Annotated in this window: 17 protein-coding genes and 1 tRNA gene; 10 read left to right on the forward strand and 8 right to left on the reverse strand. The window is 69.2% G+C overall.

All coding sequences use genetic code 11. The annotated features are described in order from the left end of the window. Window positions 1-92: 92 nt before the first annotated feature. The 3 genes from cckA (at window position 93) to alaS (ending at window position 7,035) form a co-directional block, all read left to right on the forward strand. On the forward strand, window positions 93-2,777 hold the full coding sequence (cckA, locus tag DK389_RS18620; RefSeq protein WP_109891747.1) for a cell cycle histidine kinase CckA: 2,685 nt from the start codon (window positions 93-95) through the stop codon (window positions 2,775-2,777). Window positions 2,778-2,940: 163 nt separating this feature from the next. Further along, window positions 2,941-4,032 carry a recombinase RecA gene (gene recA, locus DK389_RS18625; protein WP_109891749.1) on the forward strand — a complete coding sequence of 364 codons (1,092 nt, stop codon included), beginning with the start codon at window positions 2,941-2,943 and terminating at the stop codon, window positions 4,030-4,032. A gap of 321 nt (window positions 4,033-4,353) precedes the next feature. Beyond that, window positions 4,354-7,035, forward strand: a complete 2,682-nt coding sequence (gene alaS, locus DK389_RS18630; protein WP_109891751.1) for an alanine--tRNA ligase — start codon at window positions 4,354-4,356, stop codon at window positions 7,033-7,035. A gap of 75 nt (window positions 7,036-7,110) precedes the next feature. Here alaS and DK389_RS18635 read toward each other — a convergent pair whose 3' ends face one another. From DK389_RS18635 to DK389_RS18650, 4 genes are all read right to left on the reverse strand, one after another. After that, window positions 7,111-7,536 carry a DUF2147 domain-containing protein gene (locus tag DK389_RS18635; RefSeq protein WP_109891753.1) on the reverse strand — a complete coding sequence of 142 codons (426 nt, stop codon included), beginning with the start codon at window positions 7,534-7,536 and terminating at the stop codon, window positions 7,111-7,113. 164 nt (window positions 7,537-7,700) lie between these two features. Further along, window positions 7,701-8,306: a hypothetical protein gene (locus DK389_RS18640; protein ID WP_236960164.1), complete on the reverse strand. Its 606-nt coding sequence runs from the start codon at window positions 8,304-8,306 to the stop codon at window positions 7,701-7,703. 114 nt (window positions 8,307-8,420) lie between these two features. Continuing rightward, window positions 8,421-8,496, reverse strand: a tRNA-Ala gene (locus tag DK389_RS18645). A 197-nt stretch (window positions 8,497-8,693) separates the two neighbouring features. After that, entirely contained in the window at window positions 8,694-9,077 is a 384-nt protein-coding gene (locus DK389_RS18650) for a TIGR02300 family protein (protein WP_109891755.1), read from the reverse strand. A gap of 223 nt (window positions 9,078-9,300) precedes the next feature. Here DK389_RS18650 and aroA point away from each other — a divergent pair, with 223 nt between their 5' ends. The 3 genes from aroA to DK389_RS18665 all read left to right on the forward strand — a co-directional run bounded on the left by aroA (window position 9,301) and on the right by DK389_RS18665 (window position 12,018). Beyond that, a complete protein-coding gene (aroA, locus tag DK389_RS18655) occupies window positions 9,301-10,662 on the forward strand; it encodes a 3-phosphoshikimate 1-carboxyvinyltransferase (protein WP_109896560.1) in 1,362 nt (453 codons plus the stop codon). Between the two features lie 8 nt (window positions 10,663-10,670). Further along, window positions 10,671-11,297, forward strand: a complete 627-nt coding sequence (gene cmk / locus DK389_RS18660) for a (d)CMP kinase (RefSeq protein WP_109896562.1) — start codon at window positions 10,671-10,673, stop codon at window positions 11,295-11,297. Between the two features lie 358 nt (window positions 11,298-11,655). Continuing rightward, window positions 11,656-12,018 (forward strand): translation initiation factor 2, encoded by a 363-nt coding sequence (locus DK389_RS18665; protein ID WP_236960165.1) that lies wholly within the window; start codon window positions 11,656-11,658, stop codon window positions 12,016-12,018. 7 nt (window positions 12,019-12,025) lie between these two features. On the opposite strand, the gene hrpB is transcribed toward DK389_RS18665, so the two are convergent. Continuing rightward, complete coding sequence (gene hrpB / locus DK389_RS18670) at window positions 12,026-14,500, reverse strand: ATP-dependent helicase HrpB (RefSeq protein ID WP_109891759.1); 2,475 nt, start codon at window positions 14,498-14,500, stop codon at window positions 12,026-12,028. A gap of 229 nt (window positions 14,501-14,729) precedes the next feature. Here hrpB and DK389_RS18675 point away from each other — a divergent pair, with 229 nt between their 5' ends. Beyond that, a complete protein-coding gene (locus DK389_RS18675; protein WP_109891761.1) occupies window positions 14,730-15,017 on the forward strand; it encodes a hypothetical protein in 288 nt (95 codons plus the stop codon). Between the two features lie 64 nt (window positions 15,018-15,081). Here the strand turns inward: DK389_RS18675 and DK389_RS18680 are convergent, their stop codons facing one another. Further along, window positions 15,082-17,376, reverse strand: coding sequence for an NADP-dependent malic enzyme (locus tag DK389_RS18680; RefSeq protein WP_109891763.1), 2,295 nt, complete (start codon window positions 17,374-17,376; stop codon window positions 15,082-15,084). A gap of 170 nt (window positions 17,377-17,546) precedes the next feature. Here DK389_RS18680 and mutS point away from each other — a divergent pair, with 170 nt between their 5' ends. Beyond that, on the forward strand, window positions 17,547-20,294 hold the full coding sequence (gene mutS / locus DK389_RS18685; protein WP_109891765.1) for a DNA mismatch repair protein MutS: 2,748 nt from the start codon (window positions 17,547-17,549) through the stop codon (window positions 20,292-20,294). A 4-nt stretch (window positions 20,295-20,298) separates the two neighbouring features. On the opposite strand, the gene DK389_RS18690 is transcribed toward mutS, so the two are convergent. Together DK389_RS18690 and DK389_RS18695 are read right to left on the reverse strand one after the other, a co-directional pair. Further along, a complete protein-coding gene (locus DK389_RS18690) occupies window positions 20,299-20,724 on the reverse strand; it encodes a response regulator (RefSeq protein WP_109896564.1) in 426 nt (141 codons plus the stop codon). A gap of 84 nt (window positions 20,725-20,808) precedes the next feature. Next, entirely contained in the window at window positions 20,809-21,903 is a 1,095-nt protein-coding gene (locus tag DK389_RS18695) for a histidine kinase dimerization/phosphoacceptor domain -containing protein (RefSeq protein ID WP_109891767.1), read from the reverse strand. A 288-nt stretch (window positions 21,904-22,191) separates the two neighbouring features. Here DK389_RS18695 and DK389_RS18700 point away from each other — a divergent pair, with 288 nt between their 5' ends. After that, window positions 22,192-23,556 (forward strand): AmpG family muropeptide MFS transporter, encoded by a 1,365-nt coding sequence (locus DK389_RS18700; RefSeq protein WP_236960167.1) that lies wholly within the window; start codon window positions 22,192-22,194, stop codon window positions 23,554-23,556. 102 nt (window positions 23,557-23,658) lie between these two features. Further along, on the forward strand, window positions 23,659-24,579 hold the full coding sequence (locus DK389_RS18705) for an EcsC family protein (protein ID WP_109891769.1): 921 nt from the start codon (window positions 23,659-23,661) through the stop codon (window positions 24,577-24,579). Window position 24,580: the final 1 nt, after the last annotated feature.

Raw genomic sequence — 24,580 nt, forward strand, 5'->3', positions numbered from 1 at the left:
GTGAGAGTCCGCCGCAGCTTCCGGAGACAAATCCCTTGCTGCCCGGGAAGGCTCGGGCGTAACCGGTTCGCGTACGGGTGGATTGAGGCCTGATGGCTGAGCTGATGGGATCTACGGCGCCCGTGTCGGGCTCGATCGACCGGTCCGAGCGACCGGGCCGGGTCGGCCTCCTCCTCGTCCTCGCGGGCCTCCTCGTCGGCGCCGCGATCGGCCTCTCCTTCGTGGCGAACGAGCAGGCTCAGTCCCTGATCGTCTGGCTGCTGGCGCTGCTGGCGATGGCCGGCGTGTTCTTCCTGTTCGCACTGGCCATCGGCGCGATCCAGCTGAGCGGGCAGGGCGCCCGCGACGACATCACCAAGGCGATCGTCGATGCCGCGCCGGAGGCGACGGTGGTCGTCGAGGAGGGCGGACGCCTCATCTACGCCAACGAGGCGTACCTGCGCATCGCTGGCGGTGACAACTTCTCGAACCTGCGCTCGGTGGAGCGCATTTTCGTCGGATCGCCGGAGGTCTCCGAGGCCGTCTACCGTCTCGCGCAAGGCGCCCGCGAGGGTCGCAGCCACACCGAGGAGATCCGGATGTCGCCGCCGCCGAGCGGCACCGCGGAGCGGGAATTCGCATGGTTCCGCATCTCGGTGCGGGCGCTGAGCCGTCCCCGCCGCCCGGCCGCGCTCTGGACGGTCAGCGACATCACGCACGAGCGCGAGCGCCAGGAGAACGTCTTTCAGGAGCTTCAGCACGCGATCGACTACCTCGACCACGCGCCTGCGGGCTTCCTTTCGATCGATCCGGCGGGCTCAATCGTCTACATGAACGCGACGCTGGCGTCCTGGCTCGGCTACGACCTCGCCACCGTCGGGCCCGGCGGCCCGCATCTGTCCGAGATCGCGCCCGGCGCCGACGTGCTGACGAGCGCGGCAGGACTGCCCGGCGAGGTTCGAACCGACCGTTTCGATCTCGACCTGCGCCGCCGCAACGGCCACTCGCTGCCGGCGCGGCTCTATCATCGCGTCGCCTTCGGCAAGGACGGAAAGCCAGGCTCCTCGCGCACTTTCGTGATCAATCGCTCGGCCGGTGCCGAATTCGACGAGCCTCAACGGGCAGCGGAAGTGCGGCTTGCCCGCTTCCTCAACAATTCGCCGATCGCCATCGCGACGCTCGATCGCACAGGGCGGATCGCCCGGGCGAACGCCTCCTTCGCCCGGCTCTTCGGCGCCATGCCGCGCCAAGCCATCGAGGTCGGGGCGACCGAGACCGGTCCCGATCCCAGCATGGGCGAGACCGTGACCGAGCGCGACCGCGCCGTCCTTGAGGGTGCGCTCGCCAAGGCGGCGAGCGGCCTCGGCGACGTCCAGCCGATCGAGGTAGCCCTGCAGGGTGCGGGCAACCGCTCGGCGCGCGTGTGGCTGACCCCGGCGGGTGGCGAGAGCGCTACCGACCAGAGCCTCGACGAGGCCGACCGCGAGCGCGTGATCCTCTACGCGCTCGACACGACGGCCCAGCGCCAGCTCGAGCAGCAGGTCGCGCAGACCCAGAAGATGGACACGGTCGGTCAGCTCGCGGGCGGCATCGCGCACGACTTCAACAACGTCCTCCAGGCGATCATCGGCTACTCGGACCTCCTGCTCGCGAGCCACAAGCCGACCGATCCCGCCTTCCAGGACATCATGCAGATCAAGCAGAACGCGAACCGGGCGGCGGGTCTCGTGCGCCAGCTCCTCGCGTTCTCGCGCCGCCAGACCCTGCGGCCGGAGGTGATGAATGTCGGCGAATCGCTCTCCGAGCTGACGTTGCTCCTGAAGCGGCTGCTCGGCGAGCGCGTCGACCTCGAGCTGAAGCACGGGCGGGACATCTGGCCGGTCAAGGCCGACGTGAACCAGTTCGAACAGGTGATCGTGAACCTCGTGGTCAATGCCCGGGATGCGATGCCGAATGGCGGGCGCCTGCTCGTGCGCACCGCGAACGTGCCGAGTCAGTCCGAGGCGGAGGCGCGCGGCGGCGCGCCGGCCGGCGATCACGTCCTGATCGAGGTGCTCGACACAGGCGAAGGCATTCCGCCCGAGCTGATGGAGAAGATCTTCGAGCCGTTCTTCACGACCAAGGACATCGGCAAGGGCACCGGCCTCGGCCTCTCGACGGTGTTCGGCATCGTCAAGCAGAGCGGTGGTACGATCGACGTGCAGTCGACGGTGGGAGAAGGCACCGCCTTCCGCATCTACCTGCCGCGGCACGAGCCGGCCGAAGAGCCGGCCCCGGAGCCCGTCGCCATCCCGAGCCCGCCCGCGAAGCTCGCCCCGCCGGCGAAGTCGGCGGAGACCGGCGCGGCCGAGACGGCGTCGACCGACACCGCCGAAGCGTTGCCGCCCCCCGTCCCCAAGGAGGTGCGAAAGCCGTCGGCCGACCATACCGGGCAGGGCATCATCCTCCTCGTCGAGGACGAGGATCCGGTCCGTGCCGTGAACAGCCGGGCATTATCGGCCCGCGGCTACACGGTTCTGGAAGCCGCCTCCGGTGCCGAGGCGCTGCGAATCGTCGAGGACGGAGCCCAACAGATCGACCTCGTCGTATCCGATGTGGTCATGCCCGAAATGGACGGTCCGACTCTGCTGCGAGAGATCCGCAAGCACCAGCCGGGCCTGAAGGTCATCTTCGTCTCCGGCTACGCCGAGGACGCGTTCCGCAAGAACCTGCCGGAGGGCGAGGCCTTCAATTTCCTCGCCAAGCCTTTCAGCCTGAAGCAGCTCGTCGAGACCGTGAAGAAAACCATGTCGGCCTGAGGAACGGCCACGGCAGGCATCTCCCTGCATGCCGCATCAATCTCTGGCGAAAGGCTGGACAACGTACCGTACGCCCTTGCCGGACGAGAACAAAACAGGTACATAAATCGGCAACCGGGCGCATTGAGAACGGCGCCCTTTCCACGCATAAGGATGCCGACGAATGGCCCAGGCCGCACTGAAAGTGGTGGAAGCTCCCAGCATGGATAAGGACAAGGCCAAGGCGATCGACGCCGCTCTGTCCCAGATCGAGCGCGCCTTCGGCAAGGGCTCGATCATGCGCCTCGGCAAGACCGACAAGGTGCAGGAGGTCGAGACCGTCTCGACCGGCTCGCTCGGCCTCGACATCGCTCTCGGCGTCGGCGGCCTGCCGCGCGGGCGCGTCATCGAGATCTACGGCCCCGAATCGTCGGGTAAGACGACGCTCGCGCTTCACACCATCGCCGAGGCCCAGAAGAAGGGCGGCGTCTGCGCCTTCGTCGACGCGGAGCATGCCCTCGATCCGGTCTACGCGCGCAAGCTCGGCGTCAATCTGGACGATCTCCTGATCTCGCAGCCCGACACCGGCGAGCAGGCGCTCGAGATCACCGACACCCTCGTCCGCTCGGGTGCGATCGACGTGCTCGTGGTTGATTCGGTGGCCGCCTTGACGCCCCGGGCCGAGATCGAGGGCGAGATGGGCGAGTCGCAGCCCGGCCTGCAGGCCCGCCTGATGAGCCAAGCCCTGCGCAAGCTGACGGGCTCGATCTCGCGCTCGAACTGCATGGTCATCTTCATCAACCAGATCCGGATGAAGATCGGCGTGATGTACGGGAGCCCCGAGACGACGACAGGCGGCAACGCCCTGAAGTTCTACGCCTCGGTGCGCCTCGACATCCGCCGTATCTCGACGCTCAAAGACCGCGATGAGGCGATCGGCAATCAGGTCCGCGTCAAGGTCGTCAAGAACAAGGTCGCGCCGCCCTTCAAGCAGGTCGAGTTCGACATCATGTTCGGCGAGGGCGTCTCGAAGGTCGGCGAGCTGATCGACCTCGGCGTGAAGGCCGGCATCGTCGAGAAATCCGGGGCTTGGTTCTCGTACGCGAGCCAGCGCCTGGGCCAGGGCCGCGAAAATGCCAAGGGCTTCCTGCGCGACAATCCGGATATCGCAGGCAAGATCGAAGCGTCGATCCGCCAGAATTCCGGCCTCGTCGCTGAGCGGATCCTCGAGAACGCGACGCCGACCGCCGACGACCTCGACGAGGGCGAGGCCTGATTCCAGGCAGCACCCGACCGATGCGAAGGCCCGCCGCGAAAGATCGCGGCGGGCCTTCTCGCATTCAAGTCAGCCGAGTGGATCGGGTCGAGCGAGCAGGCGACGGCAAGGCGTCGGACTCCGATCGGCATAGGCGGGGCCCCGATAGAAACGGTGTGGACCCTCGGCCGGTCGTTGCGCGGAGCGACGCGGACGTGAATTCACCGGCGCGAAACCACCCGTGACTTGCGCCGCGCCTCTCCTTATGAGGACGGAGAACGCTAGCCAGGCTTCGCCGTGAGGCGCGTGGCGCAGGGCCAGATCAGGACAGAGTCTATTTCGATGAGCGGCGTCAACGAGATCCGGTCGACCTTCCTCGACACTTTCGCGAAGGCGGGCCACGCCGTGCTGCCCTCGTCATCGCTCGTGCCGAAGAACGACCCGACGCTGATGTTCACGAACGCCGGGATGGTGCAGTTCAAGAACGTCTTCACCGGGGTCGAGAAGCGGCCCTACACGAAGGCGACCACGGCACAGAAATGCGTGCGCGCTGGCGGCAAACATAACGATCTCGACAACGTCGGCTACACTGCCCGCCACCTGACCTTCTTCGAGATGTTGGGTAATTTCTCCTTCGGCGATTACTTCAAGGCCGAGGCGATCGAGCTGGCCTGGAATCTGATCACCAAGGAATTCGGCCTCACGCCCGAGAACCTGCTCGTCACGGTCTACGCGGACGACGACGAGGCGGCGGGCCTCTGGCGGAAGATCGCGGGCTTCACCGACGCCAAGATCATCAGGATCGGCACCTCCGACAATTTCTGGCAGATGGGCGATACCGGCCCCTGCGGGCCCTGCTCGGAGATCTTCATCGACCGCGGGTCGGACTTCGCAGGCGGCCCGCCCGGCTCCCCCGACGAGGACGGCGACCGCTTCCTGGAGTTCTGGAACCTCGTCTTCATGCAGTACGATCAGGTGACCCCCGGCGAGCGCCAGGCGCTCCCGCGGCCCTCGATCGACACCGGCATGGGCCTGGAGCGGATGGCCTCGATTCTCCAGGGCGTGCCGACGATCTACGAGACGGATCTTTTCCGGGCCCTGATTGACGCGGTGGCGCATGCTGTTAGCCGGGCGCCGACGCCCGAGACTGCGGCCTCCTACAAGGTCGTGTCCGATCACCTACGCTCGACGTCCTTCCTGATCGCGGATGGGGTTCTGCCCTCGAACGAGGGCCGCGGTTACGTGCTGCGCCGGATCATGCGCCGCGCCATGCGCCATCTGGAGCTGCTCGGAGCCCGCGAGCCGGTGATGTATCGGCTCGTCCCGACTCTGGTGCGCGAGATGGGTCCGACCTACACCGAGCTGATGCGGGCCGAGCCGCTGATCTCCGAGACCTTGCGTCTCGAGGAAACCCGGTTCCGGCGCACGCTGGAGCGGGGGCTCGCCATCCTCGACGCGGAGAGCCGCGACCTGACGGCCGGCCAGAATCTCTCGGGCGAGACCGCCTTCACGCTCTACGACACCTACGGCTTCCCCCTCGACCTGACGCAGGACGCCCTCAAGAACCGCGGCATCGGCGTCGATACGGCGGCCTTCAACACGGCGATGGAGCGGCAGCGCCAGGCTGCCCGCGCCGCTTGGTCGGGCTCTGGAGAGGCCGCGACCGAGACGGTTTGGTTCGCGATCCGAGAGCGGGTCGGCGCGACCGAGTTCCTCGGTTACGAGACCGAGACGGCCGAGGGTATCCTGACCTCGCTTCTGCGCGAGGGCGCCGAGGTCGAGGCGCTGAAGGCCGGTGAGAGCGGCCTCGCGCTCCTCAATCAGACGCCGTTCTACGCCGAATCGGGCGGTCAGGTGGGCGACACCGGCCTCATCGTCGCCGCCGGCCTAAAGGCACGCATCACGGGCACCGAGAAGAAGCTCGGCGATCTCTTCGTCCATCATGTGACCGTGGACGAGGGCAGCCTCGCGCTGGGGCAGGCCGTGGAGCTGCAGGTGGATCACGCGCGGCGCAACGCGATCCGCGCCAACCATTCGGCGACCCACCTGCTGCACGAGGCGCTGCGGCAGGTTCTCGGCGACCATGTCGCGCAGAAAGGCTCGCTCGTGTCGCCCGAGCGCCTGCGCTTCGACTTCAGCCATCCGAAGCCGATGGACGACGCCGAGCTCCGCGCCGTCGAGGATATCGCCAACGCCGTTCTCCTTCAGAACGCTCCGGTCGTGACCAAGCTGATGGCGGTCGACGAGGCGATCGAGTCCGGAGCCCGCGCGCTGTTCGGCGAGAAATACGGCGACGAGGTCCGGGTGGTCTCGATGGGTCGGCCCGTGGACGCCGCCGGTACCGAGACCGAGGGCGGGCGCCTTTCGAATTTCTCGATCGAGCTCTGCGGCGGCACGCACGCCGCCCAAACCGGCGACATCGGCCAGATCACGGTGGTGGGGGAAAGCGCCGTCGGCGCGGGCGTGCGCCGCATCGAGGCGATGACGGGCAACGCCGCCCGCCGTCACCGGGCGGAGGAGAGCCGGACCCTGGGCGCGCTCGCCGGCATCCTGAAGGCACCTGTCGCCGACGTGGCCGAGCGCCTCTCGGCCCTGATGGAGGATCGCCGCCGCCTGGAGCGGGAACTCGCTGAGACACGGAAGAAGCTCGCGATGGGCGGGGGCGCTCAGGGGGGCGATGCGGCTCGCGACGTGAACGGCGTCAAGCTGATGGCCCGCGTCGTCGAGGGCGTTGAAATGCGCGACCTCAAGAGCCTGGCCGACGAGGGCAAGAGCCGTCTCGGATCGGGCATCGTCGCGATCGTGGGCGTCGCTGCGGACGGCAAGGCCGGCCTGGTGGTCGGCGTCACCGAGGATCTGACGGAGCGGTACGACGCAGTCGGTCTGGTGCGGGCCGGTGCCGGCCATCTCGGCGGCAAGGGCGGCGGCGGGCGCCGCGACATGGCCCAGGCCGGTGGCCCGAACGGAGCGGGCGCCGAAGCGGCCCTGGCTGCCATCGCGGACGCTCTCTCCGCCGCAGCCTGAGTGAGGATTCCTCGGCGGAGCCCCGGTTCGTCGGAGATCCGCCGAGCGGCCCTCGGATGTGAAGCGGGCGCGGCCTCAGTTCACGCGCTTCCAGGTCTGGCGCTTGCAGAAGACGCTCATCACGCAGCCCGCGACCTCGATCGTGCTCGGGCCGGTCACCTTGAGGCTGCCCGCGTAGGTCTTCCCGTCCTTCGGGTTGTAGAGCGTCCCCTCGTAGCCGTCTGCGGTCGGTGTCGTGGCGTTGACGATCTGCATGCCGACCACGCTGCGGGTGCGCAGCGATGGGTTCGGGTTGTTCTCGTCGATGCCCTTGCCGGAGGTACTGACGATCGTGCCGCACAGGCCGCTGCCGCAACGGCTCAGGCGCACCTTCGAATCTCCCGTCTCGGTCAGCCAGACACCGCTCGCGTCGCCCCCCTTCTGCGCCTGCGCGGACGACGCGACGGCGGTGAGAGCGAGAAGCAGGGCGGGGAGCAGGTGGCGCACGCGCGTCTTTGTCATTCGTGGTTCCTCCCATCGGTACCGTTGCGGACCTTGAACGAGTTTTAGCGTTCGCGGTCTGGCTTCGGCAAGGCTCGAGATGCGAGCCCACACTGTCCCGACGGGTCACGCGCCGGATTCTTCGCAGACACGGTATGCAACTTCGGCGTCGCACGGGCGATGCCTCAGCGAGGTCCGAGGACGGCGCCCTTGTAGATCTCGGCGACCTCGCAGAACGGCTTGCCGTCTCCGGTCGAGAGCACAGCCTCGACCGCGAACAGAGCCTCGTCCGGCGCGGGCCGATGCGCGGACGCGGTGTTCCAGATCATGCGAACGCCGAGATTGCGCCGGCTGGGATCGAGGGGCTTCACAACGCGGCCGAAGGGCGTGTCGCTGTCGGCGAGCGCGGCGTTCATTGCGGCTGTGAGGCGGCCCGGGACGTACCAGTTATCGGCCTCGGAAAGGATGTGCTCGCCGCAGGTGAGCCGGACGCGGCGGTAGCGGACCGGTTCGTCCGGAGCGAGGGCGAGGCGCCGGGCCTGGGCCTCGCTCAAAGGCTTCTCCGGCGCTCCGACGCGCCGGGCCACGAGACTCGGCACCTCGGCGAGGCCGCGTTCCGCGCACCACGCTTCCAACACGGAGGTGGCGCTCGGGCCCGAGAGGAGCCGCGCCTTCAATGTCTCGATCAGTGCCGTCGCCTCAGCCGTGTCCGGGCCGGGCCGAGTGGCCTCGTCCGACCGCGCCCCGGGCGCCTCGGCATGGACGGGAACGATCGGAACAAGCATCGCCATCGCAGCTCGGATATAGGCAGCCCGTCTCACGCGCGTACCCTCGCAGGTGGAGATGCCCCGCGATAGAAGCTGTCGGCGAAATGGTCCAGATTCTAGAAATCGTAGAGGAGGGGATGGTGGAGCCTAACGGGATCGAACCGATGACCTCTTCCATGCCATGGAAGCGCTCTCCCAGCTGAGCTAAGGCCCCACTCTATCCACCGCGGCGGCTGGAAGCGTCCGCGGAGTTCGTCTCGCCGCCGGGTCCGTAGTGCCCGCCGGCGAGGCCGGTTCTATAGGCGGCTCCCGGCCCGGACTCAACCCCTTTTTTCGCTCAGCGGAGCCGTTTTTCGCTGGCACCCGGCAGCGCTTCGCCGGACGGAGATGGAGGGCGCGGAATCGGCCGCCTCAGCTTTCCTCGTCGTTCTCGATGTCGCCGTCGATCAGGTCGGACACGTCGTCGTCGCCGGAATCCTCCTCTTCGAGGAAGGTGTCGTCGTCGCTGTCGCCGCTGTCAGCGTCGTCACTGGAATCGTCATCCGTCGAGGTATCCGCGTCGTCCTCGGCAGCCTCGACCTCGTCGAGCGAGACCATCTCCGGACCCTTGTCGTCCGTATCCTCGTCCTCGTCGGTCGAGCGAGCGGCCAGGGCCGGGGCGGCCACGCGGCTCGTGGCGACGGCTTGGTAGACGGTGCCGCATTTCGGACAGATCGCGGGATCGCGGTCGAGGTCGTAGAATTTCGCGCCGCAGCTCATGCATTGGCGCTTCATGCCGAGTTCCGGTCTGGCCACGGGCGAAAACCTCTAAGGTGCGGATCTGGGAGAGGGGCCCCGTTAGTCGCGCCGGGCGCCCGTGTCAAATGCCGGCGTTTCGTGAGGCGCCAACAGGGCTTCGGTGGAATTTTGGCACCGTCCCGGGGCCTCAGGGCCATGCTGCCGATCCTGCCGGATGACGGCGGGCGGCGCGCATGATAACCGGCCCGCCATCCGATCGCCTCCAGCGAAGCCGACGCCCGTGTCCCACGATTCCGATCCCCAGCCTCTCACCGCCGCGCCCGGCCAGCGCTTGACCGGATCGCTCCGTCCGCCTGGCGACAAGTCGATCTCGCATCGCGCGATGATTCTCGGCCTGCTCTCGCAGGGCGAGACGCGAGTGGAGGGGCTGCTCGAAGGCGACGACGTGCTGCGCACCGCGGCCGCTTCTAGGGCCCTCGGCGCCGGCATGGAACGCCTCGGCGAGGGGCGTTGGATCGTGCGCGGCGTCGGCATCGGCGGGCTGAGCGACCCGGCCGAGACCCTCGATTTCGGCAATGCCGGCACCGGCTCCCGGCTGATGATGGGCGTGGTCGGAGGCCAGCCCGTGACCGCGACGTTCGACGGCGATGCCTCGCTCCGGAAGCGCCCGATGCGGCGCATCCTCGACCCGCTCCTGCGCATGGGCACCGAAATCCTCGACGAAGCGGACGGCGGCCGCGTGCCCCTGACGCTGCGCGGCCCTCGCGAGGCGATCCCGATCACCTACGAGACGCCCGCGGCCTCGGCACAGATCAAGTCGGCGGTGCTGCTCGCGGCCCTCAACGCACCGGGGATCACCACGGTGATCGAGCGGGAAGCGACCCGGGACCACACCGAGCGGATGCTGCGCCTGTTCGGCGCCGAAGTTGCGGTCACTCCGCACGGGCCGGGCGGTCACGGCCGCGCCGTGGCCCTCACCGGCCAGCCGACGCTCCGCGGCACCGACGTGGTGGTGCCCGCCGATCCGTCCTCGGCGGCCTTCCCGCTCGTCGCGGCGCTGATCGTGCCGGGCTCGGACGTCACCATCCGCGGCGTCATGATGAATCCGCTGCGCACCGGCCTCATCACCACGCTCCTAGAGATGGGCGCCGAGATCGAGCGTCTCGACGAACGCGAGGAGGGCGGCGAGACGGTTGCGGATCTGCGCGTGCGGGCGAGCCGCCTCAAGGGTGTCGATGTGCCGGCCGAGCGTGCGCCCGCGATGATCGACGAGTATCCGATTCTCGCTGTCGCAGCCGCGTTTGCGGAGGGACCGACCCGCATGAACGGTCTGCACGAACTGCGCGTGAAGGAATCGGACCGCCTCGCCGCGGTGGCGGACGGACTGAAGCAGAACGGGATCGATCATGTGATCGAGGGAGACGATCTCATCGTGACGGGTGACGGCATCGCACCGAGGGGCGGCGGCACGGTGGCGACGCATCTCGATCACCGCATCGCCATGGCGTTCCTCGTGCTCGGGCTCGCCACCCGCGATCCCGTCACCGTCGACGACGGTGCCATGATCGCCACGAGCTTTCCCAGCTTCCTGCCGACGATGCGCGCCCTCGGCGCCGACATCCGCGGGGAGGTCGCGGCGTGAGCGCGCCGATGGTGATCGCGATCGACGGTCCGGCCGCCTCCGGAAAGGGGACGCTGGCGAAGCGCTTGGCCGACCATTACGGCTTGCCGCACCTCGATACCGGCCTCCTCTACCGCGCGGTGGCGATGGCGATGCTCGATGCCGGCCTCTCCCTCGAAGACGAAGCCGCCGCGGCCCGCGCTGCGGCTTCGCTCATCGCCGACAAGCTGGCCGATCCGCGTCTGCGCGAGCGCGCGATGGGGGAGGCGGCCTCCCGCATCTCGGCAGTGCCAGCCGTCCGCGCGGCGCTCCTCGCCCTGCAGCAGCGCTTCGCCGGGAGCGCGGTCGGTGCGGTGCTCGACGGGCGCGACATCGGCACGGTCGTCTGCCCAGAGGCGCGGGTGAAACTCTTCATTACGGCCTCGGCCAGCGAGCGAGCCCGCCGCCGCCATCGCGAGCTGGCGCTGCGCGGCGAGGAGACGACCCTGTCCGCGATCCTCGCCGACATCGAGGCGCGGGACGCCCGCGACGCCTCGCGCGCGACGGCACCCCTCAAGGCAGCGGCGGACGCGGTCATCCTCGACACGACAGAACTCGACGCTGATGAAGCATTCGAGGCGGCGAAGCGGGTCGTTGACGGCGCGCAGGTTCACTGAATCGCGGCCGACGGATAAGCCGCGGAGGCGATGGCGGGCCGGCATCTCGGACGTCGCCACTTCCGCCTGCCGACGCGTCGATCGAAAACAAGCATCTGCCAATTGAAATGTTAGGGCATTATCAATTTCCGCGCGTAAAAATGCTTGGTCATGTCGAGTGCGTCGATGCATGCGTGCCGAGATCGACTGATTTTTCTTGATCAGAATAGAAGAACTGGGCACGATCGACGAGCAGCCGCCAGAAGTGCGGTCGCAAGATCTTCGGGGAAGCAGTGTGAGAGGTGGCCTCTGTGCCGCGGCCCTTGTAGCCACGGCTGTCGGCGCGTGCGGTAGCATCACGCGGGGGACCAGCGAGCCCGTGACGTTCATCTCTGAGCCATCCGGCGCGACGGTGACGACGCCACGGAAATACGCCTGCGCGTCGACCCCCTGCACGCTTGATGTGGACCGCTCTGACGCGTTCGACGCGACCTTCACGCTGCCGGGCTATCGGCCGGAGACGGTCCCGGTGCGCACGACGGTGGCGACGCGGGGCGCAGTTGGCATGGCCGGCAATGTCCTGTCAGGCGGCCTGATCGGCGTCGGAGTCGACGCCTATACGGGAGCCGCCCTCGACCACGAGCCGAACCCGGTCGTCGCGCGGCTCACGCCGCTCGGCCCGGCGCGTGTGCCAGCGCCGACACGCAGACGCGGCCCGGGACCGGCCAGCCCCGGCGCATGAGCGGCGCTCAGGTCCCCCTCGGCTTCGCCCTCCGGGTCGGAGCCTCATTCAGCGGATCCTCGGGCCAGGGGTGGCGCGGGTAGCGCCCGCGCAGATCCGAGCGGACTGCAGCCCAGGAGCCGCGCCAGAAGCCCGGCAGATCGCGCGTGATCTGGATGGGACGCGAAGCCGGCGAGAGCAGGTGCAGGACGAGGGGGACGCGCCCACCGCCGATCACCGGATGCCGGTCGAGGCCGAACAGCTCCTGCACGCGAACGGCGAGCACCGGTTCGCCGTGGGCCTCGTATGCGATCGGGATGCGCGAGCCTGTCGGCACGGTGATGTGGGTCGGGGCCTCCGCGTCGAGGCGGGAGCGCAGGGTCCAGGGCAGGAACGCGTCGAGGGCGCGAGCGAGATCGTCCGCCGTCACCGCGTCGAGGCTCGTCCGCCCGAGAATGGCGGGGGCGAGCCACGATTCCGGATCAGCCACGAGGGCCTGGTCCGAGAGGTCGGGCCAGACGTCGCCCTCGGCGGCGCGCAGGAAGCAGATGCGGGCGACGAGTTGCCGGAGCGCCGGGGTCCAGGGAAGAGCGTCGAGACCCACCTGGCTGACACCGCGGGCGAGGATCGCGGCGCTCTCGGCATCGGCCGGCACAGGCAGCGTGCGCTCGCCGAGATTGATCGCGCCGAGGCGCCTGACCGCCCGCGCGCGCAACGAGCGCGAGGCCGGATCGAACACCACGCTGGCGCCGGCCACGATCCGATCCGCGAACGAAGCCTCGATCGCGTCGACGCCGATCGCGGCCGCGGCGAGGATCCGCGCGCTGCCCGCGGCGCCCGCGAGATCCGCCACGACGAGGAACGGCTCGCGGGCGAGGGTTGCGGCAGGGTCGAGGCGTCCGGCGCGACCGTTCACCATCACGAACTCGCCCTCGCGGCCGCGGGCACGGGCGACCCGATCCGGGTAGGCCAGGGCCAGCAAAGCGCCCGTGTCCGGCGCCTCCGAGTTCTGCCGACCGCCCGCCTGCCGCGCCCAGCCCTCAGCGAGGCGCCGCATGTCGGCGGCGCGCCCACCCCGATCCCGGCGGAAACGCTCGACGCGATCAGCGATGTCCGCACCGTCGCCACCGAGTCCGCGCTCAACGAGGACAGCGGCGATGTCCGCGGCCGCGCGCGCTTGCCCGTTCTCCGCGGCGCTCACCACCATCCGTGCGAGGCGTGGTGGCAGCGGCAGCGCCCGCAAGCGTGCGCCGATCGCGGTCAAACGCTCGTCCGCGTCGATGGCCGAGAGGTCGCGCAGCATCGCGCGCGCCTCAGTGAGCGCCGGTTTGGGCGGCGGGTCAAGGAAGGCGAGGGTGGTCGGATCGGTCACGCCCCAGGCCGCGCAGTCGAGGACGAGGCCGGCGAGGTCCGCCGCCAGGATCTCTGGCCGACCGAACGGGTCGAGCGCGCTCGTCGCCGCCTCCGACCAGAGGCGCCAGCACACTCCGGGCTCGGTGCGTCCCGCGCGCCCACGGCGCTGGTCGATCGACGCCCGCGAGGCCCGCGCCATGACGAGACGGGTGAGTCCGATGCCCGGCTCGTAGACCGGGACGCGCGATAGGCCGGAATCGACGACGATGCGCACGCCCTCGATCGTCAGCGAGGTCTCGGCGATGCTGGTCGCCAGCACCACCTTGCGGCGGCCGGGCGGCGCGGGCGCCACCGCCCGGTCCTGTTCGGCCTGGGTGAGGGCACCGTAGAGGGGCGCGATCTCGATCTCGGACCCGACGCGCTCCGCGAGCGCGTCGGCAACCCTGCGGATCTCGCCCTGGCCGGGCAGAAACGCGAGGATCGAGCCGGGATCGGCACGGAGCGCCCGCAGGACCGCGTCCGTCATCGTGTCCTCAATCCGCCGGTTCGGATCGCGCTCGGTGTAGCGGGTCTCCACGGGAAATGCGCGCCCCTCGGATTCGAGCACGGGCGCCTCGCCGAGCAAGCGGGCCACCCGGGCGCCGTCGAGAGTCGCCGACATCACGAGCAGGCGCAGATCCTCGCGCAGGCCGCCTTGCGCGTCGGCGGCCAGTGCGAGGCCGAGATCGGCGTCGAGGGAGCGCTCGTGAAATTCGTCGAACAGCACCGCGCCGACGCCCGACAACTCAGGATCGTCCAGAATCATGCGCGTGAAGACGCCCTCGGTGACGACCTCGATGCGAGTGCGGGCCGAGATCTTCGAGGTCAGCCGCACCCGAAGTCCGACCGTGTCCCCGACGCGCTCGCCGAGCGTCGCCGCCATCCGCTCGGCCGCGCCCCGCGCCGCGAGACGGCGCGGCTCCAAGAGCACGATCTTCCGACCGGCGAGCCAGGGCGCGTCGAGGAGAGCAAGCGGCACCCGCGTGGTCTTGCCGGCCCCGGGGGGAGCGACGAGCACCGCCGAACTGCGGCGGTGCAACGCGGCTGCCAGGGCCGGCAGCACGGCGTCGATCGGGAGCGGGGCAGCTGCGAACGAGGATGAGACGGGCATCACGCGAGCGCATGCGGCCGGTGACGGCGTTTTGCAACCAAAAATAGAATTACTTGACGCACATACATATTTACGATGAATATATGCTCGTACGTCCGAAAATCGTATATATTCCTTCTGTAGTTTCGAGCATAAAGCCAGCTTTCATCAAGCACAATCTCGGAACTTAACTGGCCTGGCCCGCTTACCGCGTCAGTCCACCGCCGCCTGCACGAAGGGACCGGATTTGATGACGAAGCTTTCTCTTACCCTCGCGGCCGGCATGATACTCGGCGGCCTCGGACTGACTGCCGCCTCGGCGGCCCCGGCCGTTCCCGCACCCGGCCTCCTGGCTGCCGAGACCGCAGCGGAGCCGATCGCCCACCGCCGCATGCACCATTGGCGAACGCACCACCGGATGTACCGGCGGCACGTCAACCGTCATCGCATGCGCCACGGCGATCCGAACGCCCGCAACCCTGAGCGCCCCAGCTACATGCAGCAGCGCGGCACTACCTCCGGCGGCCCGCGCTACTGACCTCTCGACAAAGCCCTGATCATCCGGAGGGCTGGCATCCCGCGCCGGCCCTCATCGCGTCGGGTCAGCCGCCGATGTCGAAGGCGGCGAGCGCGGCCATGTTGACGAGGTCGGCGTCGGTCGCCCCGAGCGGCACGATCTGCACCGCCCTGTCGAGGCCGACGAGGAGGGGCCCGAGCACCATGGCGCCGCCGAGTTCCTGCAGCATCTTGGTCGAGATCGCGGCGGAGTGGAACGCGGGCATCACCAGCACGTTCGCCGGCTCCCTGAGGCGGCTGAACGGATATTGGGCCATCAGGTCCTTATCGAGTGCGACATCGGCCGCCATCTCGCCCTCGTACACGAAATCGACCTGGCGCCGGTCGAGGATGCGCACGGCCTCCCGGACCTTCTCCATGCGCTCGCCCCGTGGATGGCCGAAGGTCGAGAAGGAGAGGAGCGCCACTCGCGGCTCGGTGCCGAGCCGGCGCGCGGCACCCGCCGCCTCGATGGCGATCTCGGCGAGTTCCTCGGCCGATGGCATCTCGGTGATGGCAGTGTCGGCGACCATCACGGTGCGCCCGCGGGCGAGGCAGACCGAGAGGCCGATCAGCCGGTGTCCCGGTTTCTCGTCGATGACGCGACGGACGTCGTCGAGCGCGATCGAGTAGTTGCGGGTGACGCCCGTCACCATCGCGTCGGCGTCGCCGAGCGCCACCATGGTCGCCGCGAAGTGGTTGCGGTCTTGGTTTATCAGACGCTGGCAGTCGCGGAACAGGTAGCCGTGGCGCTGCATCCGCCCGTAGAGCGCCTGCGCGTACTCGGCGTTGCGGTGAGAGAGCGCCGCGTTGTGGATCTCGATCGTATCGCGCCCCGACAGATCGATCCCCATCGCGGCGGCGTTGGCCATGACGCGATCCTCGCGCCCGACGAGGATCGCCGTGCCGAGGCCCTGGTTGGCGAAGGTCACCGCCGCGCGGATCACGAGTTCTTCCTCGCCCTCCGCGAAAACGACGCGTTTCGGCGCCTTGCGCACCTCCTCGAACACGCGGTTGAGGATGCCCGCCACGGGATCGCGCCGGGCCGAGAGGCGGTCGCGGTAGGCGGCCATGTCCTCGATCGGCTTGCGCGCGACGCCCGTCTCCATCGCGGCCTTGGCGACGGCGGGCGGCACCGTATGGATGAGGCGCGGATCGAAGGGGACGGGGATGATGTAATCGCGCCCGAAACGCGGGCGCTCGCCCTGGTAGGCAGCTGCGACCTCGTCCGGCACATCCTCGCGGGCGAGATGCGCGAGAGCCTCGGCCGCAGCGATCTTCATCTCCATATTGATCGAGCTGGCATGCACGTCGAGCGCGCCGCGGAAGATGTAGGGGAAGCCCAGGACGTTGTTGACTTGGTTCGGGTAGTCCGAGCGGCCGGTCGCCACGATCGCGTCGGTGCGGATCTGCCCGACCTCCTCCACGGTGATCTCGGGGTCCGGGTTCGCCATCGCGAAGATGATCGGGTTCGGCGCCATCGAGCGGATCATATCGGCCGAGAAAGCGCCCTTGACCGAGAGGCCGTAGACGATGTCGGCGCCCTCCATCGCTTCCGCCAGCGTCCGCTTCTCGGTCCGCACGGCGTGGGCCGACTTCCATTGATTCATGCCATCGGTGCGCCCCTCGTGGACGACGCCCTTGGTGTCGCAAAGGATGACGTTGTCGTGCCCGAACCCCAACGCCTTGAGGAGTTCGATACAGGCGATGCCGGCGGCTCCGGCGCCGTTCACCACGAGCTTCGCGCTGGCGATTGCACGGCCAGTGAGGTGGAGGGCGTTGATCAGCCCCGCCGTAGCGATGATCGCGGTGCCATGCTGGTCGTCGTGGAAGACCGGGATATCCATCAGCTCCCGCAGCCGGTCCTCGATGATGAAGCACTCCGGCGCCTTGATGTCCTCCAGGTTGATGCCGCCGAAGGTCGGCCCGAGATAGCGCACGCAGTTGATGAAGGCTTCGGGATCCTCTGTGCCGACTTCGAGGTCGAACGAATCGATGTCGGCGAAGCGCTTGAACAGAACCGCCTTGCCCTCCATGACGGGCTTCGAGGCGAGCGCGCCGCGGTTGCCGAGCCCAAGGATCGCGGTGCCGTTCGAGATCACGGCGACGAGGTTGCCCTTGGCCGTGTAGTCGTAGGCCTTCGCCGGGTCGTCCGCGATGGCGAGGACCGGAACGGCGACGCCCGGCGAGTAGGCGAGCGAGAGGTCGCGCTGCGTCGCCATCGGCTTCGTGGCGACGACCTCCAGCTTGCCCGGGCGCCCCTGAGCGTGGAAATGCAGGGCCTCGTCGTCGGTGAAAGTCGGGCGCTTGGCACGCTTCGGCAGGTTGGTTGGCTCGGTCATGGGCTCCTCCTCCGGAGGCCGCCTATCGATTGCGCACAAACCGTACAAGATCGGGCTCGGGCGCCGGCCCATCGCACGGTTACAGGGGAGCCCCATCGTCGGCTCCATTCTCCCCAGCCGAAACCATCCGCCGCCCTGATTCGGCCCGCCCGCTCTGCTATGAAGCGGACATGGCCCAAGCTGCTATTCGATCGATCGCGAGAGCCCGCCCCGCGGACGAGGCCGTGAGCGCGTCCGGCCCGGCCGTGCCGGGCGCCACGCCGATGATGGCCCAGTACATCGAGATCAAGGCCGCCAACCCGGATTGCCTGCTGTTCTACCGGATGGGCGACTTCTACGAGCTGTTCTTCGAGGACGCCGAGGTGGCCTCGCGAGCGCTGGGCATCGTGCTGACCAAGCGCGGCAAGCACGCGGGCGCCGACATCCCGATGTGCGGCGTGCCGATCGACCGGGCCGACGATTACCTGAACCGCCTGATCGCGCTCGGTCACCGCGTTGCGGTCTGCGAGCAGACCGAGGATCCGGCCGACGCCAAGAAGCGGGGCCCTAAATCGGTAGTGCGGCGCGAGGTCGTGCGCCTCGTCACCCCCGGCACGATCACGGAAGACCGGCTTCTCGATCCTGGCCGGGCGAACCTTCTCCTCGCGATCGGCCGCCGGAAGGTCGCGGAGGATGCCTTCGCCTACGGGCTCGCGGCGCTCGATATCTCGACCGGGCGCTTCTCCTTGAGCGAGGTGACGGGCGCGGATCTCTCCGGCGCCGTCGCCCGGCACGATCCGCGCGAGATCGTCCTGTCGGAGGCAATCCACGCCGACCCCGCCCTCGCGAGGCTGTGGAAGGATGTGTCGGCGCCAGTGACCCCGCTGGCGCAGGCCGAACTCGAACCGGCCTCCGCCGAGCGACGGATCAAGGCGCAGTTCGGCGTCTCGACGCTGGAGGGCTTCGGCAGCTTCTCCCGCGCCGAAGTCGCGGCCGCGGGCGCGGCCCTCCTCTACATCGAGCGCACGCAGATCGGGGCCCGCCCGCCGCTAAGCCCGCCCGCCCGCGAGGCGAGCGGCGCCACCCTCTCGATCGACGCGGCGACGCGGGCGAACCTCGAATTGACCCGGACGCTCTCGGGCGAGCGGGCAGGAAGCCTTCTCGACGCGATCGACCGCACCGTCTCGGCGAGCGGAGCGCGGCTGCTGGCCGAGCATCTCGCCGGGCCGCTGATGAAGCTGAAGGCCATCGCGCGACGCCAGGAGGCGGTGGCCTTCCTCTTCGAAGATCACGCCCTGCGTCGATCGCTGCGCGATGCGCTCGCCCGCGCGCCGGACCTCGCCCGCGCCCTCTCGCGCCTCGGCCTCGGGCGCGGCGGTCCTCGCGATCTCGCCGCGATCCGAGACGGGCTCGACGCGGCGGCCCTGATCGCGGCGCGTCTGTCCGAGGTCCAGGCACTGCCGGACGGCCTTGGGCGCCTCGGCAAGCACCTTGCGGGTGCCGATACTGATCTCGTCGAGACCCTTCGGGCGGCGCTCGCCGACGAGCTGCCGCTCAACCGGCGCGACGGCAATTTCGTGCGTGCCAGCTACCATCCGGAGATCGACGAGGCGCGCCTCCTCGGCCAGGATTCACGAAAGGTGATCGCCGCGCTGCAGGCCCGCTACGCCGACGAGACCGGCTGCCGGACCCTCCGGATCAAGCACAACAACGTGCTCGGTTACTACATCGAGGTTCCGCAGGCGGTGGGCGAGTCCTGCCTGAAGGGCTTGATGCGCGAGACCTTCGTGCATCGGCAGACCATGGTCGACGCGATGCGCTTCACGAGCGTCGAACTCGGCGAGTTGGAGACCAAGATCTCCGGCGCCTCGGACCGCACGCTCGCCCTCGAAGGGGCAGTGTTCGAGGAACTCGCCACCAGCGTGCTCGCGCAGACCGCGGCGATCGCGCAGGTGGCGGAGGCGCTGGCCGGGCTCGACGTGGCGGGGAGTCACGCCGAACTCGCCGTCGAGCAGAGCTGGGCGCGTCCGCAAGTCGACGACAGCCTCGCCTTCGCGATCGAGGGGGGGCGCCATCCTGTGGTCGAGGCGGCCCTCAGGCGCACCGGCGAGCCCTTCATTGCCAACGATTGCGACCTTTCGGGCGAGGGCCGCGGGCGCATCCGCCTCATCACCGGCCCGAACATGGGCGGCAAATCGACCTTCCTGCGGCAGAACGCGCTGATCGCCGTGCTGGCGCAGATGGGCGCGTTCGTTCCGGCAGCGCGCGCACATATCGGACTCGTCGACCGTCTGTTCTCGCGCGTCGGCGCGGCGGACGACCTCGCTCGCGGCCAATCGACCTTCATGGTCGAGATGGTGGAGACGGCCGCCATTCTGAATCAGGCGAGCCGCCGCTCCCTCGTCATCCTCGATGAGATCGGGCGTGGGACGGCGACGTTCGACGGGCTTTCGATCGCCTGGGCCTGCCTGGAGCACCTGCACGAGGTGAATTCCTGCCGAGCCCTGTTCGCCACCCATTTTCACGAGCTGACGGCGCTGAGCCAGCGCCTCGCGCGCCTCGATAACGCAACCTTGAGGGTGGCCGAGCACCGGGGGGAGGTCGTGTTCCTGCACGAGGTCGTTCCCGGGGTGGCCGAGCGCTCCTACGGCCTGCAGGTCGCGCGCCTCGCGGGGCTTCCGGCAGGCGTGATCGTCCGGGCCGGCGCCATCCTCAAGGGTCTGGAGAAGGCAGAGCGCGACCGCCCGGGACGGCCGCGCATCGACGACCTGCCGCTGTTCGCGAGCCTCGCCCCCCCTCCGCCGCCCGAGCCCCCGGCGCCGGCCGAGGACGACGCGCTCGGCGCGATGCTCGACGCGATCGATCCCGACGCGATGACACCGCGGGAGGCGCTGGAAGCGCTCTACGGCCTGAAGCGGGAGCGTGCGGCGACGCGCTGAAGACCTACGGCACGGGGGCCAGGCTGAAACCGTCGGGGGCCGCGCGAGGGCGACCGCCGGACCGGCGCTCGGCGACGTAGGTGAGGGCGCTCGCCACCACGCGCTCGGAATAGGGTTTGGCGATCACCCCGAAGGCGCCCGCGAAATCCTCGGGGATGCGCTTGCTGTTGGCGGTCATGAAGACCACCGTCGTGCGCGGGTCGGCGCTCAGCGCCCGGGCGACATCGACGCCGGTCGGTCCGTCAATCAGGTGGATATCGACGAGCGCCACATCCGGGCTCGTCGAGCGGCCGAGCGCGATCGCCTCGGCAGAGCTTCCGGCGACGCCCACCGTGACGTAGCCGAGATCCTGCAGCAGGTACTCGAGTTCCAGCGCGATGAGCACCTCGTCCTCGACCACGAGGATGCGCATTGCGGGATCTGCCGTCATGCCCTCTCCCTGATTCGGATGCTCCGCCTCGGACATCTCGGCAGCGCATCCCTTCGCTTCGCAACCCCAGACCGCACGTTCGCTTCAATCGCTACCATCGAGCGGAAGGCGAATGTCGACCCGCGTGCCGGGTGATGCATCCGCCCAGACGATCGTGCCCCGCAGCTGCCGCACCACCATCTCGGCGAGGCTACGGCCAAATCCCGCCGGGTTGGTGCCGGTCGCGCTCATTCCGACACCGTCGTCCTCGATCAGGAGATGCAGGGATGGCCCGTCCCGCCGTGCGGTGACGGAAATCCGACCGGGCCTGCCGCCGGGGAAGGCGTGGCGGGCCGCGTTGGTGGCGAGTTCGTGGATCATCAGGGCCAGCGGTGCGGCCATCGCGGCCGAGACCGCGACCGGATCGACTTCCGACCGGAGTGTCGTCCGCTCACCGTCGAGGCCCGCGCCGAGGTCGGCCAGAAGGTCGGCGGCGAAGTCCTGCAGGTTGAAACGCGAGACATCCCCGGCCGAGTAGAGCATGCGGTGGGCGGTCGAGAGGGCTCCGACGCGTTCGGCCATGCTCTGAAGAGCATCTCGGGCCTCGCCCTCCGGCGTGCGCCGCGCCTTGAGCAGCATCAGCGAGGAGATCACCTGCAGATTGTTCTTCACCCGGTGGTCGACTTCGTGGAGCAACGCCGTCTTCTGCTCCAGGGCCGATTGCAGATCGGCGGTGCGGGCATCGACCTGCCGCTCCAACTCGTCGTTCGTGCCGCGCATCGCCATCTCGAGGCGGCGCTTGTCGGTCATGTCGGCCTGGGCCGCGAAGAAATATGCCACCTCACCGGAGGCATCGCGAACAGGAGCGATGGTCATCGCGTTCCAGAAGGGCGTGCCGTCGCGCCGGTAGTTGAACAGCTCGCACTCGATCGTTCGCGCGGCGTCGACCGCCTCGCGGATCCGGCGGATCTCGGCGGGGTCGGAATCGGGGCCCTGAAGCATCCGGCAATTGCGCCCGCGCAACTCGTCGAGGCCGTAGCCGGTGAGCGTGAGGAAGGCCGTGTTCGCCCAGACGATCGGGTGATCGGACCGGCGCGCATCGGTGACGACCATCGGCGTCGGACTGGCGCTGAAGGCGGCCGCGAAGATGCCTTCGGCGAGGCCGAACGCGTCGAGGGCCGATCTGTCGTCGTCCGTCATGCCATCGTCGACCGCCGATCCTCGGTCCGGCCCAGGGACGCGGGCCTGACCGAGCGTAGAAAAGGGGCGCCGGACGCGCCATGGGATCCGAACAGGATGCGGCGGCCACGGTTCCCGCCTGCGCTGCCTTGTCCACCGTCAAGATGAGGTCTGCCCGTTAAGAATTCGTCGACCATGTTCCCCCACGCCTGAGATCTCGCGATTCGGCGACCGCGATACGGGCACGAGCGCAAGGCTGCCACGATTTTTGCGGAACAAGACGTCTCGAGCCCGAGGAGTTCCAGCACCATGCCCGCCAAGCTCGAGCGCCCGTCCGCCTCCGCGAAAGCGCCCCGGCCGCGGCTGCGGATGCGCGACGTCCTTGAGGATTCGCGCATTGCCCTGATGCTCGCCCTCGGCTTCGCCTGCGGCCTGCCGATCCTGCTCGTGTTCTCGACGCTCTCGGCGTGGCTTGCCACCGCCGGGATCCAGCGCACCAGCATCGGCCTTCTGTCCTACGTCTCCTTCGCCTACTCGCTGAAATTCATCTGGGCGCCCGTGATCGACCGGCTCGACCTGCCGGTTCTGGCGCGGCTCCTCGGTCGCCGGAGGGCGTGGATGCTGCTGTCGCAGCTTGCTGTGGCGGCCGGCCTGATCGGCATGAGCCAGGGCGACCCGTCCGCATCCCTGAGCTTCATGGTGGTCTGCGCGCTCATCACGGCCTTCGCATCGGCCACGCAGGACATCGTCGTGGATTCCTGGCGCATCGATGCCGCGCCGACGGAGCGCCAGGGCGTGATGCTCGCCGCCTACCAGCTCGGCTACGCGGTCGCGCGGGCCTTCGCCGGGGCGGGCGCGCTCTACATCGCGCAAGGGGCGGGCTGGTCGCTCGCCTACGGGGCGATGGCGCTCTTGATGCTCGTCGGCATCGTCGCGGCGCTGCTGGCGCCCCGTCAGGATCCGGTCGCGGTGCCGGACGAGAACCGCTCGGTCGCTCGGACCCTCCAGATCGCCGTGGTCGAGCCCTTCGGCGACCTGATCCGCCGGAAGGGTGCGCGGCTGATCCTGATCCTGTCCCTGATCATGCTCTACCGCCTGCCCGACATCATCTCCGGCGTGATGGCGCAGCCCTTCTACATCGAGCAGGGATTCTCCCTCACCGAGATCGCGAACGTCACCAAGGTCTACGGCGTCATCGTCGGAATCGTGGGGGCCTTGGCCGGCGGCTTCGCGGTGATCCGGTTCGGGCTCCAGGCCTCGCTGCTGTTCGGCGGCATCGTCGCGGCAGCGTCGAATCTCATGTTCTCGTGGCTCGCGGTCTCGGGCCACGATACCTGGCTCTTCGTGGCGAGCATCTCGATCGACAATTTCGCGGGCAATTTCGCCGGCACGGCGCTGATCGCCTACATGTCGAGCCTGACCTCCCCGGCCTTCGTGGCGACGCAGTACGCGCTGCTCTCCTCGCTCTACGCGCTTCCCGGCAAGTTCGTGGGCGGCTTCTCCGGCTTCATGGTCGACGCGATGGGCTACCCGAAATTCTTCGCGGCCTCGGCCGCGATCGGCATCCCCGTGGCGCTCCTCTGCCTCGCCCTGATCGCTTTGCGCGAGGGCGCCGACGACGCGGCCGAGGACGGCCCGCCGCCCGAGGAGGAGGCCATCGCCGCGAAGGCGTGAGCGGCGCGTCGGGATCCGGAACCATGTGCAGGCCGCAGCGCTTGCCTTGACCGGACTTTCCGCGAGCCCCACCTCCCAGTGACCAGACAAGGGACCTCAGACGTGAGCGACATCACCCTCGCCGGCGAGACCCTGCCCATCCCGGTCGATTCCGAGCCGCGCGCGCTGAGCGACGAGGATCTCGCCGCCCTGCGCCGGGCCGTGCGCGCCCTGGAGCGCCCCGGCCTCGCCGCCCGCCTCTCGGCGGCGGCCGGCGCCCCACTCGACATCATCGGCCGCTCGCTGCCGGCCCCCGTCACCGACGCGGTCGCGCGCTCGACCGAATCGGCGATGCGCGGCGCGCTTCGCGTAGCGCTCGCGACCCTGCCGAAGAAGGCGGTCGTCTCGGAGGGCCGGGAGGTCGCGCCCGCCGGGCTCCCGCGCGAGGGTCTGATCGCGCGGCTCCTCGGCTCGAGCGAGGCCACCCACAAGGCGCTCGCCGCGATCTCCGGTGCGGTTGGAGGCGCCTTCGGCCTCGCGACGCTCGCCGTCGAACTCCCGCTCTCCACGACGCTGATGCTGCGCTCGATCGCCGAGATCGCCCGGGAGGAAGGGGAGGACATCGAGACGCCGGAGGGCGCGCTCGCCTGCGTCCAGGTCTTCGCCCTGGGCGGCCGCGGCGGCGAGACGGGCTTGGCCGAGAGCGGCTACTTCGCGGTGCGGGCGGCGCTCGCCAAGACCCTTAGCGAGGCGGCCCGCTACGCCGGAAGCCGCGCCCTCGTCGACGAGACCGCGCCCGCACTGATCCGGTTCTCGGCCCAGATCGCGGCGCGTTTCGGCGTCGTCGTCTCGCAGAAGGTCGCCGCGCAGGCCGTGCCGATCCTCGGGGCGGTCGGCGGTGCCGCCGTCAACACGGCGTTCATGGATCATTTCCAGTCGACGGCGCGGGCGCATTTCACCGTGCGACGGCTGGAGCGCACCTACGGTAAGGCCACGGTGCGGGCCGCCTACGAGGTCGAGAAGGCGGCCCTCGGTCCGGCCTGAC

This window comes from Methylobacterium durans (assembly GCF_003173715.1).
GTDB lineage: Bacteria > Pseudomonadota > Alphaproteobacteria > Rhizobiales > Beijerinckiaceae > Methylobacterium > Methylobacterium durans.